Source organism: Actinacidiphila polyblastidii, from assembly GCF_036353415.1.
In the GTDB taxonomy this organism is placed as follows: domain Bacteria; phylum Actinomycetota; class Actinomycetes; order Streptomycetales; family Streptomycetaceae; genus Actinacidiphila; species Actinacidiphila polyblastidii.
Window position 1 is genome coordinate 233,299 of sequence record NZ_JAZEWV010000010.1, and the last position, 15,336, is coordinate 248,634.

Consider the following 15,336-nt stretch of genomic DNA (forward strand, 5'->3'; position numbering starts at 1 on the left):
CCGCGGTCGCGCCCGCTCAGTCCGGCAGCATCGTGTTCGAGGAGAGCAGGATCTTCCACTCCCCGCCGTCGAGGACCAGCGTCTGCGCGGTGAGGAAGTGCTGCCGGAAGTCCGACGGCGGCGCCGTGAACAGGGAGTCGAGCACCAGCACCGCGGTGTTGTGGCCGAGGTCCACGGTCCTGGCCAGCTCGGTCAGGCGCGAGGTCAGCCCGAGGCCGAAGACGAAGCCGATCTGCTTGCCGATCTGCTCCTTGTCCCGGTGCAGCGCGCCGCTCGGATCGATCTCGATGGCGTCGTCGCGGTAGAGGGCCATGGTCGCCTCCAGGTCGCGCGCCTGGAAGGCCGCGTCGCGGCGGCTCAGGGTCTCGTCCAGCAGCTGGAGGGGCGAGCGGGTCATCGGGTACTCCCGGTGGGCTGGGGGGAAGCGGACAGGACGCGGGCGGAGTCGAGGATCGCGTCGAGGGTGCCGAGCAGGCTCTCCTGGTCGGCGAGCATGCTCGCGTCGGCCACGGCCGCCGCGTCGCCGTCCAGCAGCGCCGCGGTCAGCGCGCGGGCGAAGCAGGTGAAGGAGCTCTTGAAGACCGAGACGCGGTTGGCCGCCTCGGCCGGCTCGACCCCCTCGGGGACGGGCACCCGCACCGCGCCGTCGGCGCCGAAGATCCTCAGCTTGTCCCTCAGGCTGAAGTGCGCCTCGCCCGCGGTGCCGAGCACGTCCACGTCCAGCAGCGACTCGCCGGCCGCCGCCGCGCTCGCCGAGACCAGCGCGGTGGCGTCGGGGTTCGCGAGCATCGCGGAGAACGCCGAGTCGGCGGTCACCCGGTGGGAGCCGCCCGCGCCGTCCCGGCGGACGGCCACCACGGGGTCCACCGAGCCGGTCACCCGCTGCCAGGCGTCGACGCCGAGCAGGTACCCGGCCAGGTCGACCAGGTGGCTGCCCATCGCCAGGCGCACCCCGCCGCCGCGCGCCTCGTCGAACTGCCAGGCCCACGGCACGCCGGCGGCCAGCTGCCCGACGCCCTGCTGGTGGATGCGCAGCTGGTAGGGGCGGCCGATCTCGCCGCCCGCGAGGCAGGCGCGCAGCCGGCGCAGGTACGGGTTGAAGCGCAACTGGTGGTCGACGAAGACCTGCTGGCCCGGCGCGAGCGGGACGCGCAGGAAGCGCCGCAGGTCCCGCGCGTCGACCGCGGCGGGCTTCTCCACCACCACGGGCCGTCCGGAGGCGGCCGCGGCGGCGAAGTGCTCGTAGTGGAACTCGTTGGGACTGGTCACGCAGATCAGGTCGAGGTCCTGGTCGGCGCACAGGGCGCGGAAGTCGCCGTGGGCCGTGGGCACCGCGGTGGCGGCGGCCACCTCGCGGCTCCTGGCCGGGCTGCTGCCGGCGATCGCCACCACGTCGGCCCGGCCGGTGGCGGCGAAGCCGGGGAGGTAGGTGCGCACCCCGACTCCGGTGCCGATGAGTCCGACGCGCAGCCGCCGCGCGGCCGGGCGCCGGGTCACCGCTCCTCCCCGGGCCCGGTGCGTCGCCCGGAGCCCGCCACCACCCCGGTCGCGCGGTAGTACGCCTCGCACTCCTCGTACCGGGTGAGCAGGCCCTGGCGGCGCACCTCGGCCAGCGAGGGGGCCCCGCTGTCGCGGGCGGACAGGATCGGCTCCGCGCCGCCGAGCATCGCACGCCAGTCGACGCCGAGTTCCGGGTCCAGCGGGTGGACGCCGAACTCGTTGTCCGGGTCGTACGTCGCCGAGCACAGGTAGAAGGCGCTGGCGTTCTCGGTGAGCGAGGCGACGCCGTGCCCGACCCCCTCGGGCAGGAACACCACCCGGAAGGTCTCGGTGTCCAGCAGCACCGAGTCGTGGGTGCCGAACGCCGGCGATCCCTCCCGCAGGTCGGCGATGACGTCGACCAGCGCGCCGCCGAGGCAGCACACGAACTTGGCCTGCCCGGCCAGCCGGGTGAAGTGCACGCCGCGCACCACGTTGCGGCGGTTGACGGTGCAGTTGACCTGGGCGACCGACAGCTCCCTGCCGGTCGCCTCGGTCCACCACTCGCGGCGCAGCAGTTCGAGGAAACTGCCGCGGTGGTCCTCGTGTGCGTCCGGCGTGAACTCCAGGGCGCCGGGAACAGCGAGCTCACGAACCTTCACGCAGTGCCTCCCGGCGGTCAGTACGGCCCGATGAAGTTGTGGTGCAGCTCGTCGCGGGCCACCTCCAGGCGCCGGCTGAGGCCCAGCACCTCCAGCGCGGCCCGCGCGAGCGCGTCGGCGTCCGGGTTGAACGCCTCCTCCAGCGGCCACGACACCGGAGCCGGGCAGTCCGGCGGGGTGACCCGGCGCACCGGCGCCCGCAGCGCGTCGAAGACGTTCTCCGCGACGACCGCCGCCACCTCGGCGCTCAGGCCGTACCGCGCCCAGCTCGTGTCGGCGACCACCAGCCGCCCGGTCTTCGCCACGGACTCGCAGATCAGCGCCTCGTCCAGGGGCCGGATGCTGCGCACGTCGACCACCTCCGCGCTGACTCCCTGCCCGGCCAGCGCCTGCGCGGCCCGCTCGGCCTCGCGGACCATCAGCGACGCCGCGACGATCGTGACGTCGGTGCCCTCGCGCACGATCCGGCCGCGGCCCAGCGGCACCGCCACCGGCTCCTGCGGCACCTCGTCCTCCACGTCGTACAGGCCGCGGTTCTCCAGGACGATCACCGGGGTGTCGCCGCGCAGGGCGGTGACGAGCAGGCCCTTGGCGTCCGCGGGGGAGGCGGGCACCACCACGTGCAGGCCGGGGAAGTGCCCGAACACCGAGTGCAGGGACTGCGAGTGGGTGGCGCCCTGCCCCCAGCCGTGGCCGACCACGCCGCGCATCACGACCGGCGCGCCGCCCTTGTTGCCGTACATGTAGCGCCACTTGGCCGCGACGTTGATCACCGCGTCCATCGCCAGGAACATGAAGTCGTCCCGGGTGTGCACGACGAGCGGCCGCAGGCCCTGCGAGGCCGCGCCCACCGCGATGCCGGCGAACGCCGTCTCGCAGTTGGGGATGTCGCGGACGCGGGAGGGACCGAACCGCTTCATCGCGGCGGTCGTGGTGCCGTAGATGCCCTTGTGGTCGTCGACGCTCTGCCCGGCGACGAAGATCGTCGGGTCGGCCTCCATGCTCTGCACGGTGCCCTCGCCGATGGCCTCGCTGTACTTCAGGGTGCGCATGGCAGGACTCCTCTCAGACGCCGAGGGCGCCGTAGGCGCCGTCGAGCAGCGTGTCGACGGCGGGGAAGGGGCTCGCCTTGGCCGCCTTGATCGCCGTGGCCAGCTCCTCGCGGTCCTCGGTGTCCCAGCGGGCGCGGCGCCGGTCGATGTCGGGCAGCGCCGGGCGCAGCGCGTCCGTGGCGCGGACGATCGGGCACCGGGCGATCCAGCTGTCCACCTCGGCCTTGGAGCGGTGGTCGACGTCGTAGTCCCAGTGCGGACCGACGTGCTCGCGCCAGCGGTAGGTCTCCAGCTCCAGGAAGTACGGCCCGCGGCCCGCCCGGCACCAGGCGACCGCCTCGGCGGCGGCGCTGCGCACGGCGGTCACGTCGTTGCCGTCGGCGCTGACGCTGGGCATCCCGTAGCGGGCCGCCCAGTCGGTGATCCGGGTGCCCTCCGGCTGGCGGGCCGCGAGCGGCGAGGCCAGCGAGTAGCCGTTGTTCTCGCAGACGTAGATCACCGGAAGGCGGTGCAGCTGCGCGAAGTTCAGCGACTCGTGGAAGACGCCCTCCTCCGCGGCCCCGTCGCCGAAGAACGTCGCCACCACGTCGTCGCGCCCCGCGGTGGCCAGCGCCCAGGCGGCGCCGGTCGCCACCGAGATCATCTCGCCCAGGATGGCGGAGGCGGCGCCGAAGCCCGCCTCGACGTCGATCAGATGGACCGAGCCGCCGCGGCCGCGGGTGCAGCCGGTCTCGCGGCCGTACAGCTCGGCGACCATCGCGTCCAGGTCGCCGCCCTTGGCGAGGTACTGCGCGTGGCAGCGGTGCCCGCCGTAGACCAGGTCGCTGCGGCGCAGCGCGGCGCACACGCCGACGGCGCTCGCCTCCTGCCCGATGGAGAAGTGCACCGGGGTGCGCATCTCCTGCTCGTCCCGGTACACGTCGGCCAGGGTCTCCTCGACGTTGCGGATGCGCACCATCGCGCGCAGCAGCTCCTCGGGGTCGTCCGTCACGGCGTGGCCTCCATTTCGCTCTGCGGGACGTGGGTGGGCGCCGGCGCCGCGGGGGCCTTCTTCCTGGCCCACCGACGCATGATCGGCCGCTCGACGCAGACGTGCAGCAGCGTGCCGGCGGCCAGGTTGGCCAGCACGAAGCCGATGAGCACCGCGACCGCGGTGGGGGTGCCGTAGAGGTGGTTGTGGCCGACCAGGTGCCGGCCGTAGAGCAGGACGATGCCCTGCGCCATGTAGAAGCCGAAGGAGCGGTCGCCCAGCCAGCGCATCACCCGGCCGCCGAACGGGGTCCACGCGCCGCGCGCGTCCGCCGACGCCGCCGAGCAGATCAGCAGCGCGATCGGCAGCAGCGTCACCGCCTCGAAGCGGTAGACGTACGGCACGTGCAGCGACACCACGTACCCGGCCACCATCAGCACGGCGCTGACGCCCAGCGGGACCCGCGGCCACTTGCCCGCGGCCACCATCCGGGCCAGCAGCATGCCGAGGACGAACTCGAACAGGCGCGACGGCGGGAAGTAGTACCCCGCCCAGAACTGCGTCATCGACAGGCTGGGGATGAACGGCGTCCTCGGCGTGTCGGTCACCAGGTACTGGGTGACCAGCGCGACGCCCAGGGTGCCGGCCGCCATCGAGGCCGCCCCGATCCACAGCCGGTTGTCGGGGATGCGCCGCACCACCCGGATGATCAGCGGGAAGAGCAGGTAGAACAGCAGCTCGCAGCAGAGCGTCCAGCTCGGCGCGTTCACGCTGATGAAGGCCGCCGGGTCGGACGAGAAGGAGTGCAGCAGCAGAGCGTTGCGCACCGAGATCGACGCCGGGGTGTACGCGGACGCGAAGAGCATCAGCGCGATCGCGAAGGTGACCAGGTGCGTCGGGTAGATCTTCAGCATCCGGCGGCGCAGGAACGCCCGGCCCGGCTCGTCGGCCCGCGCCGACCAGGTCAGCACGAATCCGCTCAGCACGAAGAAGAACGACACGCCGACGAAGCCGCCGCCCGCCGTCACCGACGCGTAGTGGCTCGCGACGTGCGGGTCGGCGAACGGCGTGATCGGGCCGTGCGGCGGATAGGGGCCGAGGAACTGCGCGAAGTGGTACAGGAACACGAAGAGGGCGGCGAAGAAGCGCAGGCCCGTCAGCGAGGGCAGCTTGGCGACCGGGGCGCGCCGGCCGGCCGGCGCGCCGGTGAGGGTCTGCGCGCTCATCGGGCCGTTCCTCTTCCTGTTCCGGTTCCTGTTCCGGAGGTTCTGGCGGTCATCACGTCTCCTGTACGTCTGCGGCCCGGTGGACGCGCGGCATGGCATCCCGGCCATGGGTCATGGGCGGTCTGATGGATGGAACGGAAGTTGTGCGAGTGCAACGCGTGTCGTACGAGAACACGGGGAGGCGTACGAGACAAGAGGGCGTCGCGTGTTGAGGAGGCGCGCGCGGCTACAGCCGCACGCCGCGCCGCTGGTCCGTCAGCTTCTCCAGCACGTGGACCAGTTCGTTCGGTGTCGGGGTGCCGAGCCGCTCCGCCCGCACCGCGCCCGCCTGGACGGCGTACGACGGGTCGTCCAGCACGCGCACCAGGCCGTCGCGGAGCGAGTCCGCGGTGAGGGTGTCGGAGTCGCCGACCCACAGGCCCGCACCGCGCGCCTCCAGCCCGTTCGCCTCCGCGACCGGCCCCCACCAGCGCTCGGTCCAGTACGTGCTCGGGGCGATCAGCTGCGGGACGCCGTGTTCGAGCGCCGAGGCGAACGTCTGCGTCCCGCCGTGGTGCACGATGGCCGAGGTCGTCGGCAGCACCGTGTTCAGCGGGACGAAGTCCACCACCCGCACGTTGTCCGGCACCGACGTCAGCCGGCCCATCTGCTGGCGGTCGAAGGTGGCGATCACCTCGACGTCCAGGTCGGCGACGCCGTCGAGGAGTTCGGAGACCGGCACCTCGATGCCGTGCGACTCGCGGTGCGACGTACCGAGAGTGACCACGACCCGCCGGCGCTCGGCCGGCCGGCCGGCCCACTCGGGCACCGCGCCGGGCCCGTTGTACGGCACGTGCCGCATCGGCACGTAGTGCACGTCGCTCTGCGGGTGCGGCACCCACGAGGGCATCGGGTCCATCGTCCACTGCCCGAGGACCACGTCCTCGCCGAACTTCTCGCCGAACCGGTCGAGTTTGGGCGCCAGCCACTCCTCCAGCGGGTCGTCCAGCGGTTCGCCGGTGTGCGCGGCGCGCTGCCGGTGGAAGGCGGTGCGGATCTGCGCGAGCCCGTCCGCACCGAACAGCAGCCGGGCGTGCGCCGCCCCGCAGGCGAGCGCGGCGACCGGCCCGGCGAACGCCAGCGTGTTCCAGATGACCAGGTCGGGCCGCCAGCTCGTGGCGACGTCCACCAGGTCGTCGAACATCCGGTCCGGGCAGATCATCGGGAAGAATCCCCGGCCGATCTCCGACAGGTGCCCGTGCGGGTCCTGCGGGAACGTCGACTGCACCGGCTTGGCGACCTGCACCGGCCCGCGGGGCCGCGGCGCCGCCGGCTGCGGCTCCGCGTCCCCGAGCTTCGCGTTCAGGTTGAGCGCATCGCCGACCGGAACGGGGGTGAAGCCGGTCCTCGCGACGTCGTCGGCGAGATCGGGCTGGCTCGCCACGCGCACCGAGTGACCGGCGATCTGCAGCGCCCACGCGAGCGGCGTCATGGCGTAGAGGTGGGACTTGTTGAGACAGGTGAGGAACAGGACGCGCATGCGGTGATCCCCTTCGTAGGATGCACGGACCCGGCCGATCGGCGCTGCCCGCGGCAGGGGGCCCGTTGCCCGGCTTCCCGTTCAGCGTGACGCGCAGTGACATCCGACGCACCTCCGTGTGTGCTGCTTCGATCCGTCGCCGCAAGTCGGCGCTCCGCCGCCCGGATCGTTACGCTGGTCGGTGACGGATGGACAGCACTCCACGCAATCGGAGGGCACGAGTGGGCCGCAGCCGGACCCGGTTGAGCCGGGTCGAGGAGGGCGCTGCCGTCGCCGCAGCGCGTCAGGGAGACGAGCAGGCGTTCTCGGCGCTCACCGAGGAGTGCCGGCGCGAACTCCACCTGCACTGCTACCGGATGCTCGGCTCGTTCGACGACGCCGAGGACCTGGTCCAGGAGACGTTCCTGCGCGCCTGGCGCAAACGGGAGGGCTTCCGCGGCCAGTCGACCTTCCGCGCCTGGCTCTACCGCATCGCCACCAACGCGTGCCTGGACCACCTCGACCGCCATCCGCGGATGCCGGCGCCGGCCGCCGCGCCCGGCGAGGTGCCGTGGCTCCAGCCGTACCCCGACGCCGGGCTCGAACCCGCCGCGCCCAGCGACGGCGAGCCGCACGCGGTGGCCGTCGCCACCGAGACGATCGAGCTGGCCTACCTGGCGGCGATCCAGCACCTGCCGCCGCGCCAGCGCGCCGTCCTCATCCTGCGCGACGTGCTCGGCTGGACCGCCAACGAGACGGCCGCGACCCTGGACGGCACCGTCGCCTCGGTCAACAGCGCCCTGCAGCGCGCCCGCGGCACGCTCAAGGAGTGCCTGCCCGACCGGCGGCTGGAGTGGCGGCCCACCGAGGACACCAGCCGCGAGGAACGCGCCGTGCTGCGCCGCTACATGGACGCCACCCGGCGCGGCGACATGACCGCCCTCACCGCGCTGCTGCGCGAGGACGCGCGGTTCACCATGCCGCCCACGCTGACCCGCTACGAGGGCAGGGACGCCATCATCGCCGGCTGGCGGCCGGCGCTGGTCGGCCCGGACGCCTACACCGACGTGCGGCACGTGGTCACCTCCGTCAACCGGACCCCGGCGGTCGCGACGTACTCCCGCGACGGCGCGGCGGGCCCGTACACGCCACTGGGCCTGCACGTGCTGCGCGTGCGGGGGCCGTGGATCGTGGAGATCACCGCCTTCGCCGCCGACGTCTTCCCGGCGGCCGGTCTCCCGGCGACGCTGTGACCTGCGGTCGGGCCCCGGCGCGGGGCCCGACCGATGAGTTCTCGCGCCTTTCACCGTCTCAATGAAGGAGCCGTCGCCGAGAGGCGGCTCCGAGCGATGAGAGGACCGAACGTGACTGCGACTGCTGTCGAATTACCCAGCGCGGGCAGGAAGGAGTGGATCGCACTCGCCGTCCTGGCGCTGCCCACCCTGCTGGTGTCCATGGACCTCAGCGTGCTCAACCTGGCGCTCCCGCACCTGAGCGCCGACCTCGGTGCTGACAGCGTCCAACAACTGTGGATCATCGACACCTACGGCTTCGTCGTCGCGGCGTTCCTGATCACCATGGGCACCCTCGGCGACAAGGTCGGCCGCCGCAAGCTGCTCCTGATCGGCGCCGCGGCCTTCGCCCTCGCGTCGGTGGCCGCCGCCTTCTCCACCACCACATGGGAGCTGATCAGCGCACGGGCCGCGATGGGTGTCGCCGGCGCGACGCTCGCGCCCTCCACGCTCGCGCTGATCGCCAACATGTTCTACCGGAACCCCAAGCAGATGGGCGCCGCCATCGGGGTGTGGGTCAGCGCCTTCATGGGCGGCCTCGCCCTCGGCCCGGTCGCCGGCGGCATCATGCTCCACTTCTTCTGGTGGGGCTCGGTCTTCCTGCTGGCGGTGCCCGTGATGGTGCTGCTGCTGGTGGCGGGGCCGCTGCTGCTGCCCGAGTTCACCAATCCGCAGGCCGGGCGGCTCGACCCGCTCAGCGTGGTGCTGTCGCTGGCCGGCCTGCTGCCGGTCATCTACGGCATCAAGGAGCTGGCCCAGAACGGCTGGGACGTGCTGCCGATCGTCGCCATCGTGGCCGGCGTCGTCTTCGCCGCGCTGTTCGTCAAGCGCCAGCAGAGCCTCGCCGACCCCCTGGTCGACCTGCGCCTCTTCGGCAACCGGCAGGTCAGCGCCGCACTGGTGATCAACATCTTCGGCGCCGTCGTCGGCGGCGGCACCATCTTCGTGGTCAACGTCTGGCTCCAGGCGGTACGCGGCCTCTCGCCGCTGCACGCCGGTCTCCTGATGCTGCCCTCCGGAGTCGCCATGGTCGCCACCGCCATGACGGCGCCCGCCATCGCCCGGAAGGTGCGGCCCGCCTACGTGGTCGCCGCCGGCCTGACCGTGGCGGCCATCGGCTACCTCGCCCTCACCCAGGTGCACGCCAACGGCGGACTGGTCCTGGTGATCGTCGGCGTCACCATCACCAGCGCCGGCTCCGGCCCGCAGGCGGCCCTCACCACCAACCTCATCCTCGCCGCCTCCCCGCCCGAGCGCTCCGGCGCCGCGGCCTCCCTGTCGGAGACCTGCGGACAGCTCGGCATCGCCCTGGGCGCCGGCGTGATGGGCGCGGTGGCCACCGCCGTCTACGGAGCCCAGCTGGACTCCCCGCTGCCCGCGGGACCGACCGCGGACGAGGCGCACCAGAGCATCATCGGAGCCCTGTCGGCGGCCGGACGGCTGCCCGGCGGCGAGGCCGGGCAACTGGTGTCGGCCGCGCGCACCGCCTTCACCGACAGCCTCACCGCGGTCTGCCTGATCAGCGCGGTGGTCCTGCTGGGCCTGGCCGTCATCGCCGCGCGCCTGCTGCGGGACGTCGGCGGCGGCGCGCCCGGCGGGCCGCCGCCCGAGGCCGTGGAGGCCGTCGAGGCCGCCGAGGCCTCGGTCGAGCCGGCCGGCTAGTCCGCCGGCTCGTCCGCCGTACCCGTAGCGCCGTCATTCCCGTACGAGGAGACCAACATGTCCTATCCCGCGGTCGTTTCCCGCGAGGAGTGGCTCGCCGCACGCGAGGAGCTGCTCAGCCACGAGAAGGAACTGACCCACCTGCGCGACGCGGTGAGCGCGCGCCGGCGTGAACTGCCCATGGTGCGGATCGACAAGCCGTACACCTTCGACGGACCGGAGGGCGAGGTCTCGCTGCTCGACCTGTTCGCCGGCCACCGTCAGCTGATCCTGCGCCACTACATGTTCGACCCGAGCTGGGACGAGGGGTGCGTCGGCTGCTCCCTCCAGGTCGACAGCCTCGGCCACCCCGCCCACCTGCACGCGCGCGACACCCACCTGGTGCTCGTCTCGCGGGCCCCGCTGGACAAGCTGGAGTCCTTCAAGAAGCGGATGGAGTGGACGGTGCCCTGGTACTCGTCCTTCCACAGCGACTTCAACGTCGACTTCGGGGTGACCAGGCCCGGCGGCGGCGAGGGCTCCGGCTTCAGCGTGTTCCTGCGCGGCGACGGGGACGAGGTCTTCCACACCTACTCGGCGTTCGCCCGCGCCGGGGACATCCTCATCAACACCTACAACTACCTCGACCACACGCCGCTGGGCCGCCAGGAGGAGGAGCTGGACTACCCGCAGCAGTGGTGGCGGCTGCACGACAGGTACGAGTCCTGACCGCCGGCTCCTCCTGATGGGCGGCCCCGGAAAGGGGGCCGCCCGTTGCATGGGGCGGGGGACCCCCGGAAGGGTCCCCCGCGATCGGATCTCCGCGATCAGATCTCCGCGCGGTAGGACTCCAGCCGCTCGACCAGTTCATCGGGGTGACTGAGCATGGGGCAGTGGTCGCCGGGCATCTCGTCCGGGGCGAAGCCGAGCCGCTCGGTGGCCATCTTGCGGATGAACTCCGGCGGGAAGAAGCGGTCCTCGGCGGTCATCAGGTACCGGGTCGGCACCTGCGGCCACTTCTCCAGCGGCCACGGAGCGCCGAACGGGGTGCCGCTCTGCTGCCGTTGGTGGTCGGCGAGGAACTCGGCGGCCACCTCGTCGGGCGTCTCGTGCAGCACCAGGGTCCGCGGGTCCTCGTCGGTCCCCTCGGGCACACCGCGCTCACGGTCGGCCTGCTGGCGGGCCGGCCCGAACCCGGTGTTCTCCCACCACGCGCCGGGCGTCTCGCCGGGCGCCGGGACCTGCGCCTGGAGCATCACCAGCAGGTCCACCGGAACGCGGTCGCACACCAGCGGGCCGGTGAACCCGCCCAGCGAGTGCGCGACGACCACCAGGTCGGTGCGGTCGCCGATCGCCTCGACCACGGTGTCGGTGTACTGCGCGAGGCCGGCGGAGTCGTCGTCGCACGGCAGATCGGGCGCCACGACGTCATGGCCGCGCGCGCGCAGCCGGTCCGCCAGCGGGCCCCAGTACCAGGAGTCGACAGCAGCAGCATGGATTAATACATATGTCGCCATGAAACGTGAGTCTACTGCTGCGACGCATGCGGCGGAGCCAAAGCGCAGTTGTGGCGTGGCGGCCCGCTGATCGCACTGCGCACAGGCGGAGATGCAGGTGCCGGAGGTGCCAACCGACCATGGGGGAGGTGCGCGGACTCCGGCGGTTGCGCGGAGGGAAACCGGTCCAAACCCACGAGAAGGGCAGGGCAGAGTGGTATTCGACTACGTCATCGTCGGTGGGGGTTCCGCGGGTTGCGTGCTGGCCGCGCGGCTCTCCGAGGACCCGGGCGTCACCGTGTGCCTGGTGGAGGCGGGACCGCCCGACCACGCGGAGAACATCCACACTCCCGTGGCCTTCGGCAGGCTCTTCAGGACCCGGTTCGACTGGGACTACGACACCCACGAGGAACCCCACCTGGGGCGCCGCCGGATCTACCTGCCGCGCGGCAGGGTGCTGGGCGGCACCAGCTCCACCAACACCATGATCTACGTCCGCGGCAACAGGGCGGACTACGACGCCTGGAACCAGCCCGGCTGGAGCTACGACGAGCTGCTGCCGTACTTCAAGCGCTCCGAGGACAACGAGCGCGGCGCCTCGTACTACCACGGCGCCGGCGGCCCGCTCGCGGTCTCCGAGGGCCGGGCGAGGAACCCCATGGCGTCCGCGTTCGTCGAGGCGGGGGCGCAGGCAGGCTACCGCGTGAACGACGACTTCAACGGCGAGGAGCAGGAGGGCTTCGGCTTCTTCCAGGTCACCCAGCGCGACGGCCGCAGGGCCAGCACCGCCACCGCCTTCCTGGCGCCGGCGCTCGGCCGCGACAACCTCGTCGTCGAGACCGACCTCCAGGTGCACAAGGTGCTGGTGGAGAACGGCCGGGCGGTCGGCGTCACCGGCGCCCGCCTCGACGACGCCGTCACCCTGCGCGCGGCGCGCGAGGTCATCGTCTGCGCCGGCGTCTACAACTCCCCGCAGCTGCTGCAGCTGTCGGGCATCGGCCCGGCCGCGCTGCTGGAGGCGTTCGGCATCCCGGTCGTCGTCGACCAGCCGCTGGTCGGCCAGAACCTCCAGGACCACGCGCTGATACCGCTGGTGTACACGCACAGCCAGCCGGTCAGCCTGCTGGCGGCCGGCTCGCCCGAGCACGTGCGGCAGTTCCTGGAGGAGGGCCGCGGGCCGCTCACCGCCAACGGCCCGGAGTCCGGCGGCTTCATCCGCACCCGCGACGACCTGACCGCCCCCGACGTGGAGTTCCTGTCCGCGCCGGTCATGTTCGCCGACAGCGGGCTGGGCACCCCGACGCACCACGCGATCTCCTTCGGGCCGTCGATGCTCACCCCGCGAAGCCGCGGCAGCGTCCTGCTCGCGCTGGACGACCCGACCGCCAAGCCGAAGATCTCGCACAACTACTTCGCCGACCCCGCGGACCTGGACGACGCGGTCGAGGCGACCCGCGTCGGCATGCGCATCGCCCGCCAGTCGGCGCTCGACCTGTACACCGAGGACCGCCACGAGCCGCCGGCTTCCGACTCCGACGCGGATCTGCGCGACTACGTCCGGCACTACGCCCACTCCATCTTCCACGGGGTCGGCACCTGCGCCATCGGCGGCGTCGTGGACGCGGAACTGCGCGTGCACGGCGTGGAGGGGCTGCGCGTGGTCGACGCCTCCGTCATGCCGACGGTGATCCGCGGCAACCCCAACGCGCCGACGATCGCCATCGCCGAGAAGGCCGCGGACCTCGTCCGCGGCATCGCGAGCCCCCCGCCGGCCTCGGCGTCGGCGCAGCCCGCGTCCCGGCACTGAGGCGGCGCGGCCGCCGGGTCGCGCCGCACCCCGCGCGCGCGACCCGCCGAAGCCGCGATCGGCGAAGCCGGCACCACCGGCGCCGCGACCACCGGCGCCGCCGGGGACCGACCCGGCACCACCAGCGACCGACCGGCGCCGCGGGCGGCCACCGCCCGCGGCGGCCGCCGGCTGCGCCTGCCCCGCGTACGCCTGAGGAGGCGATCACCATCGACGTCGACCTGACGAGCGAGGAGTTCAAGGCGGACCCCTACCCCGCCTACGAGACCCTGCGCCAGGAGTGCCCGGCGCACCGGCTCTCCGGACCGATGAACTCCGAAGTGTGGCTCATCACCCGCTACGACGACGCCCGCAACGCGCTCGCCGACCCGAGGCTCTCCAAGGACCCGTCGGCGGCCCCGGAATGGGCCAAGGCGATGGCCGGGGTGGGCGACGACGAGGGCCCGATGGGCCGCAACATGCTCAACAGCGATCCGCCCGACCACACCCGCCAGCGCAAGCTGGTGAACCGCGCCTTCACCCCGCGCCGGGTCGAGGCGCTCGCCCCGCGCATCCAGCAGATCACCGACGAGCTGCTCGACGCGGTCGAGGGGCTCCCGCAGGTCGACCTGATGGCGTCCTTCGCCCAGCCGCTCCCCATCACCGTCATCTGCGAACTGCTCGGCATACCCGCCGCCGACCGGCACGACTTCGCCGTATGGACCCGGATGCTGCTCGCCTCCCCGAGCACCGAGGCCGGCGTCGCCAGCCGGCGCGAGGGCAACAAGGAGATGAGCAGGTACCTGGAGGGCCTGATCGCGGCGAAGCGCCCCGACGTCGACCCGGACGCCGCGGAGGACGCCCACCCGGACCTGATCAGCGCGCTGATCGCCCCCGGCCGCACGGACGGCCTCGACGAGCGCGAACTGCTCGGCATGATCAAGCTGCTGCTCGTCGCCGGCCACGAGACCACCGTCAACCACATCGGCAACGGCATGGTCGCCCTGCTGCGCCACCCCGAACAGCTGCGCGCCCTGCAGGACCGGCCCGGCCTGCTGCCGGGCGCGGTCGAGGAGATGCTGCGCTACGACGGGCCGATCGAGCGCGTCCCGATGCGCTTCACCACCGAGGACATCGAGGTCGGCGGCACCACCATCCCGCAGGGCAGCGCCGTCAACGTCGTGCTGGCCTCCGCCGACCGCGACGACACCCGCTTCGGCGACGGCTGCACCTTCGACATCACCCGGGCCGAGAACCCGCACATGGCCTTCGGGTACGGCATCCACTACTGCGTCGGCGCACCGCTGGCCCGGCTGGAGAGCCGCATCGCCTTCAGCACGCTGCTCGACCGGTTCCCCGACATCGCGCTCGCCGTCCCGCCCGGGGAACTGCGGTGGCGCGTCGGCGGCCCGAACATCATGCGCGGCCTCGACACCCTGCCGGTGATCCTCGGCGCGCGCCGCGGCGCGCGGGCCCCCGGCGCCGGCGTCTGACACCGCCCGCTTGACGCACGACGCAGGCCCTCCCGAGGAGTTCGGGAGGGCCTGCGTCGTGCGCCCGGCGGAGGCCGGTCGGTCCGTTCGGGCTGGTCAGCCGCCCAGCGGGCTGGTCTGGTGGGTGAACAGCCGCCAGTCCCCGTCCCGCTTGACGATCATCCACATGGCCCGGTACCTGTTCTCCGGCAGCGCGGCGGTCTCGCCGCTGCGCACCACACCGCCCTGCGTGACGACCACCGCGACGTCGTCGGAGATGAGCCGGATGTCCTCGGGCTCCTCGACGAGCCGCGAGCCGCGGTAGGGGCCCTCGAAGGCCTCGGTCAGGTACTCCAGCACCTCCTGGGAGCCCTTGAGCTGCGTGTCGCCGATCAGCTCGCTCCCGTTCTCGACGAACAGGCCGGCGTAGGTGCGCGCGTCGTTGGCCTCCCATGCGGCGCGGGCCCGCAGCGGCACGGTCAGCGCCGCGCCTTCGGGTCCGTTGGCGAAGTCTCCGTACTGCGTGGCCCACTGCTTGGCCTGGGTGACCAGCGTGCTTGCTTTCTCGGACATGCGTCGTGCCTCTCGGGTGGGGGATATGGGGATTTCCTCCACAATCCTCCCGCTCTGTACGGCCGTTGTGCATCTCCACGACTGCGCATCCGGTCATCGGGGGAGTTCGGCCTTGGTCTGGAGGGGTTCCCACCAGGTGCGGTTGTCGCGGTACCAGGTGATGGTGTCGGTGAGGCCCTGGTCGAGGGG

At 72.7% G+C, this 15,336-nt stretch carries 14 protein-coding genes; 5 read left to right on the forward strand and 9 right to left on the reverse strand.

The window, feature by feature from the left end; genetic code table 11:
• Window positions 1-16 precede the first annotated feature (16 nt).
• From V2S66_RS15505 to V2S66_RS15535, 7 genes are all read right to left on the reverse strand, one after another.
• Window positions 17-397 (reverse strand): YybH family protein, encoded by a 381-nt coding sequence (locus tag V2S66_RS15505; RefSeq protein WP_330795719.1) that lies wholly within the window; start codon window positions 395-397, stop codon window positions 17-19.
• Window positions 394-1,497 carry a Gfo/Idh/MocA family protein gene (locus V2S66_RS15510; RefSeq protein ID WP_330795721.1) on the reverse strand — a complete coding sequence of 368 codons (1,104 nt, stop codon included), beginning with the start codon at window positions 1,495-1,497 and terminating at the stop codon, window positions 394-396. The genes V2S66_RS15505 and V2S66_RS15510 overlap by 4 nt, the downstream gene beginning before the upstream one ends.
• On the reverse strand, window positions 1,494-2,141 hold the full coding sequence (locus V2S66_RS15515; protein WP_330795722.1) for a dTDP-4-dehydrorhamnose 3,5-epimerase family protein: 648 nt from the start codon (window positions 2,139-2,141) through the stop codon (window positions 1,494-1,496). The genes V2S66_RS15510 and V2S66_RS15515 overlap by 4 nt, the downstream gene beginning before the upstream one ends.
• 17 nt (window positions 2,142-2,158) lie before the next feature.
• The gene (locus tag V2S66_RS15520) at window positions 2,159-3,193 is read right to left on the reverse strand and encodes an alpha-ketoacid dehydrogenase subunit beta (protein WP_330795724.1); all 1,035 of its coding nucleotides are present in this window, start codon (window positions 3,191-3,193) and stop codon (window positions 2,159-2,161) included.
• 13 nt (window positions 3,194-3,206) lie between these two features.
• Window positions 3,207-4,184 (reverse strand): thiamine pyrophosphate-dependent dehydrogenase E1 component subunit alpha, encoded by a 978-nt coding sequence (locus V2S66_RS15525; RefSeq protein ID WP_330795725.1) that lies wholly within the window; start codon window positions 4,182-4,184, stop codon window positions 3,207-3,209.
• Window positions 4,181-5,389, reverse strand: a complete 1,209-nt coding sequence (locus V2S66_RS15530) for an acyltransferase family protein (protein ID WP_330795727.1) — start codon at window positions 5,387-5,389, stop codon at window positions 4,181-4,183. The genes V2S66_RS15525 and V2S66_RS15530 overlap by 4 nt, the downstream gene beginning before the upstream one ends.
• Window positions 5,390-5,615: 226 nt before the next feature.
• Window positions 5,616-6,908 (reverse strand): activator-dependent family glycosyltransferase, encoded by a 1,293-nt coding sequence (locus tag V2S66_RS15535; protein WP_330795730.1) that lies wholly within the window; start codon window positions 6,906-6,908, stop codon window positions 5,616-5,618.
• A 221-nt stretch (window positions 6,909-7,129) separates the two neighbouring features.
• On the opposite strand from V2S66_RS15535, the gene V2S66_RS15540 reads away from it, so the two are divergent.
• The 3 genes from V2S66_RS15540 to V2S66_RS15550 all read left to right on the forward strand — a co-directional run bounded on the left by V2S66_RS15540 (window position 7,130) and on the right by V2S66_RS15550 (window position 10,549).
• Complete coding sequence (locus tag V2S66_RS15540) at window positions 7,130-8,140, forward strand: RNA polymerase subunit sigma-70 (RefSeq protein ID WP_330795732.1); 1,011 nt, start codon at window positions 7,130-7,132, stop codon at window positions 8,138-8,140.
• 111 nt (window positions 8,141-8,251) lie between these two features.
• A complete protein-coding gene (locus V2S66_RS15545) occupies window positions 8,252-9,841 on the forward strand; it encodes an MFS transporter (RefSeq protein WP_330795733.1) in 1,590 nt (529 codons plus the stop codon).
• A gap of 57 nt (window positions 9,842-9,898) precedes the next feature.
• Complete coding sequence (locus V2S66_RS15550; RefSeq protein WP_330795735.1) at window positions 9,899-10,549, forward strand: DUF899 domain-containing protein; 651 nt, start codon at window positions 9,899-9,901, stop codon at window positions 10,547-10,549.
• A 98-nt stretch (window positions 10,550-10,647) separates the two neighbouring features.
• On the opposite strand, the gene V2S66_RS15555 is transcribed toward V2S66_RS15550, so the two are convergent.
• Window positions 10,648-11,337: an alpha/beta hydrolase gene (locus V2S66_RS15555; protein WP_330795737.1), complete on the reverse strand. Its 690-nt coding sequence runs from the start codon at window positions 11,335-11,337 to the stop codon at window positions 10,648-10,650.
• Window positions 11,338-11,530: 193 nt separating this feature from the next.
• On the opposite strand from V2S66_RS15555, the gene V2S66_RS15560 reads away from it, so the two are divergent.
• Window positions 11,531-13,123, forward strand: coding sequence for a GMC family oxidoreductase (locus tag V2S66_RS15560; RefSeq protein WP_330795738.1), 1,593 nt, complete (start codon window positions 11,531-11,533; stop codon window positions 13,121-13,123).
• A gap of 308 nt (window positions 13,124-13,431) precedes the next feature.
• Complete coding sequence (locus V2S66_RS15565; RefSeq protein ID WP_330795739.1) at window positions 13,432-14,595, forward strand: cytochrome P450 family protein; 1,164 nt, start codon at window positions 13,432-13,434, stop codon at window positions 14,593-14,595.
• Window positions 14,596-14,691: 96 nt separating this feature from the next.
• On the opposite strand, the gene V2S66_RS15570 is transcribed toward V2S66_RS15565, so the two are convergent.
• Entirely contained in the window at window positions 14,692-15,147 is a 456-nt protein-coding gene (locus tag V2S66_RS15570; RefSeq protein ID WP_330795740.1) for an SgcJ/EcaC family oxidoreductase, read from the reverse strand.
• Window positions 15,148-15,336 lie beyond the last annotated feature (189 nt).

Bases quoted from the DNA above. Each gene is read 5' to 3' on its own strand.
- V2S66_RS15535 (WP_330795730.1), bottom strand. From the start codon at position 6,908: ATGCGCGTCCTGTTCCTCACCTGTCTCAACAAGTCCCACCTCTACGCC.
- V2S66_RS15565 (WP_330795739.1), top strand. From the start codon at position 13,432: ATGAACTCCGAAGTGTGGCTCATCACCCGCTACGACGACGCCCGCAAC.
- V2S66_RS15555 (WP_330795737.1), bottom strand. From the start codon at position 11,337: ATGGCGACATATGTATTAATCCATGCTGCTGCTGTCGACTCCTGGTAC.
- V2S66_RS15570 (WP_330795740.1), bottom strand. From the start codon at position 15,147: ATGTCCGAGAAAGCAAGCACGCTGGTCACCCAGGCCAAGCAGTGGGCC.
- V2S66_RS15550 (WP_330795735.1), top strand. From the start codon at position 9,899: ATGTCCTATCCCGCGGTCGTTTCCCGCGAGGAGTGGCTCGCCGCACGC.
- V2S66_RS15520 (WP_330795724.1), bottom strand. From the start codon at position 3,193: ATGCGCACCCTGAAGTACAGCGAGGCCATCGGCGAGGGCACCGTGCAG.
- V2S66_RS15505 (WP_330795719.1), bottom strand. From the start codon at position 397: ATGACCCGCTCGCCCCTCCAGCTGCTGGACGAGACCCTGAGCCGCCGC.
- V2S66_RS15530 (WP_330795727.1), bottom strand. From the start codon at position 5,389: ATGAGCGCGCAGACCCTCACCGGCGCGCCGGCCGGCCGGCGCGCCCCG.